This window comes from Okeania sp., assembly GCF_983059655.1.
This window is the reverse complement of the sequence record NZ_CEZPJD010000027.1, coordinates 21,920-25,210: the sequence shown is the minus strand read 5'-3', so window position 1 is coordinate 25,210 and position 3,291 is coordinate 21,920. Positions and strand designations below refer to the sequence as shown.

The 3,291-nt window shown below is 36.7% G+C and carries 2 protein-coding genes; both read right to left on the bottom strand.

What is annotated here, in order from left to right; translation table 11 throughout:
• Nucleotides 1–743 precede the first annotated feature (743 nt).
• Nucleotides 744–2,501 (bottom strand): ABC1 kinase family protein, encoded by a 1,758-nt coding sequence (locus tag AC3DU7_RS03410; RefSeq protein ID WP_488037961.1) that lies wholly within the window; start codon nucleotides 2,499–2,501, stop codon nucleotides 744–746.
• Nucleotides 2,502–2,571: 70 nt separating this feature from the next.
• Entirely contained in the window at nucleotides 2,572–2,889 is a 318-nt protein-coding gene (locus tag AC3DU7_RS03405; protein ID WP_488037960.1) for a DUF6825 family protein, read from the bottom strand.
• Nucleotides 2,890–3,291: the final 402 nt, after the last annotated feature.

Genomic DNA, 3,291 nt, shown 5'->3' with positions numbered 1-3,291 from the left:
AAAAGTATTTTTTCAGACTAATAATCTCTTTTGTCATAAAAATAGCTACCCAAACCTAGACCGCCGATAATCATTTTGTGAAGCTCAAAAAAAATCAACCGCTAATGAATTTTTCCATGTTCATATCCTCTTAAGTGTCAATCAACTGAAAAATTCTAGAAGCGATCACTATCTATATCTACAAACCCACAACAAAAACATTCATTTTCTGAAGCTCCAAAAAACAGTAATGAGAAGGATTGTTGCCTTGGCTCAAAAATTCTGATACAATTTTATTATTGGGGGTTGTTCGCCCCTAAGCATGACTTTTTATTCAACTTAAAAACACTCAGCAACTTAATAACTACCCGAAATAAAGACTAATATCTACCAAAATCACAACGCTGATATCACAAAAAAGTAGATAGGTCAACTTCGGTAAAAATGAGAAGAGAAAGATTAGTTTTCATAGTAGAGAAAAATAGGAGTGATCGCCCGACAAAACAACGAAATAATCAGTATTTGCAGCTTTAAAATCTATTCAAGTAATAACTAACCGCTGGAATTTATCACTGTTCATAGCTTACTACAAAACTGAACAAGAGCGCTAAAAATATTGAAACTTCGTTAGCCGATGTAGAAAAAATTTCTCTTTTTTTGTCAGAGATTGATGACAAATTGGAAAACAGAAAACTAAAACTGAAAAACCCACCAAATTTGATTTACTAGGGTGGGCAAAGATAGTTAAAAATAGAAAAAATTTATCACATCATCTTGTCCAATCTATTAATACGCTTCAACAATCGTATAAAAGCAAACCCCATCACAACAACCACTAAAATCAAAGCAAATGCTAGACCAGGCTGATTATTAACATAGAGAATAGTCGCCGACAAAGTAAAACCACTGATAAGCAGGGCATAATTAGTACCCATTTGCACATTACTAACCCGCCGAACCAACCTATCAGTTTCTGTAGCTCGAACCCGAACCCTAATATCCCCCTGCTCCAACTTATCAATCGCATCCTCAATACGACGAGGCAAACCCAAAGCAGTAGAACTAACCTGAGCCGCTTGACGACCTAGTTCATTAAAAATAGTATTTTGAGAATTTCCATCAGACATCAACTCCATGGCAAACGGTTGTGCCACCTCCATAAAATTAAACTCTGGGTCTAAACCCTTGCCAACCCCCTCCAAAGTAGAGAAAGCTCGCATCACAAAAGTAAAAGTTGCCGGAAAACGGAAAGGTTGGTCATAAGCAACCTCATACAAATCATCACTAATAGCTGTGATTGACTGAGCTTCAAACGGCTTATCCATAAAATTATCCAACATATATTGGATCGACCGTCTCACAGGACCCATATCTCCAGTAGGAGTTAACGCTCCTAAATCTATTAGAGAGATAATTACTCTTTCAGCATCTTTTGAAGCAATGCCATAGAGAGTTCCCATGAGTTTTTCCCGGATATTAGACTTGATTTGTCCCATCATGCCAAAATCGTAGAAAATTAATCCCCCTTCCGGACTAACAGCAATATTGCCCGGATGAGGATCGGCATGGAAAAACCCATCATTCAAAAGTTGCCTTAAGTAAGCTTCAGCCCCCATTTTAGCCAAAGCCTTGCGGTCTTGACCTGATGCTTCCAGAGCTTCATAATTACTAATTTTGATACCAGGGACATACTCTAACGTCAATACTCGTGGTGCCGAATACCGCCAATAAACTCTAGGTACTTTTACCCAGTTACATTCTCGGAAGTTACGGCGAAAGGTATCAGCATTGCGACCTTCGTTCAGATAATCTATCTCTAGCCAGAGAATTCGGCAACATTCTTCATAGATACCCAACCAATCTCGGCCGCGACCCCATTCCGGGTGGCTTTGAAAATAACGAGCTACCCCTTTAAGAATAGTTAAATCAATTTGGAATAGTTTTTTCAGCCCCGGTCTTTGTATTTTGACTACTATATCTTCACCAGAATGAAGTTGCGCTCTATGAACTTGACCTAAACTCGCTGCAGCTAGGGGGACTGGTTCAAAGCTATGGTATAGTTCATCTATCTTTTTTCCCAGGTCTTCTAATATTATTGTTTCTACCTGTTCGTACTTGAAAGCGGGGACTTTATCTTGGAGTTTTGAAAGTTCTTCGACGTACTCAACAGGAAATAAGTCTGCACGAGTAGAAAATAGCTGTCCCAACTTGATGAAGGTGGGGCCTAATTCTAGCATTGTTTCTCGTACCCAAATAGCTTGTTTCCGCCGTCTGAGATTTTTCTTTTCTTCTGTTACTCCCCCTCGGTAGCTCCAATTTTTTTTGTCTACCCATAGCCAGGTTAGCCAAGTGAGAAAAAAAGCCCAAATATCAATGTAACGACGCTGGCGAGAATAATTATCTCTATTCCAGCGATAAGCTTTATCGCTATAGGATTTTGTGGGGGCTTTGGTCATTGAGCCTCCAGTTGTATAGTTAGCTTGTCCCTTGGGGTTAATGATGTCATCAAGGAGAACAGACACAATAGCAGTATGTAATAATTAGTTATATGGTCAAAAGTAACAATAGACAAAATGAGCAATCATTTTGTCTTTAGACAGAACGACTACGATATTTTTGTAGTTCCGATCTAACTTGAGCGACTTCAGCTCTTAAGTCGTCGATTATAGCTTGTAGGTCTTTGGGTTGATAGTTTGAGTTGCTGGAGCTACTGATATTATTTTCTACTTGAGCTTCCCGGTCTGCTCTTTCTAATACTTCTTCAATGAAACTTCGCAAATTCTCTCTTTGCTCTGCATCAAATTTTCCTACTGTACTAAGGGAGTTGGTAACAACGTTTTCTAATTGTTCGTAAACTCCTTCTGCAATAGCTCTACCAACGAAAAAGGCATGAAGTGGTGATTTACTCATAATTTAAAGTTGTCTATTTTGTAAAATTTACTAATTAATTTTGATTGATATTTTCTGGAAAAGCAAGTTTAATCTTTTTTTATTTACTTAACAAGTTTTCTATTGATTTTTAAATTATGCTGTTTTATAGTTAAGCAAATTTTAATGATTTATGATTGATTTATTTACTATATACTTACTATAAAAATATCTTAATCACCATCCTTTTAGAATATCTCTAATTATTTACTTAGTTTGTTAATCTTTTCCAGTTTTTGAAACCTAATTGTCTCAGTTGGCGATTAGTACTTTCCTAATTGTAAAGTATTGTATCACATCATCTCATAAATTTCTTCATTGAATGACTGTGGCTAGATATTTGAGTTTTCAAATCAGAAAAATAATCTGGCTTAATTAATGATA

What these genes read in the sequence shown, in the direction of transcription:
- AC3DU7_RS03405 (WP_488037960.1), bottom strand. Translation starts at nt 2,889, where the DNA reads ATGAGTAAATCACCACTTCATGCCTTTTTCGTTGGTAGAGCTATTGCA.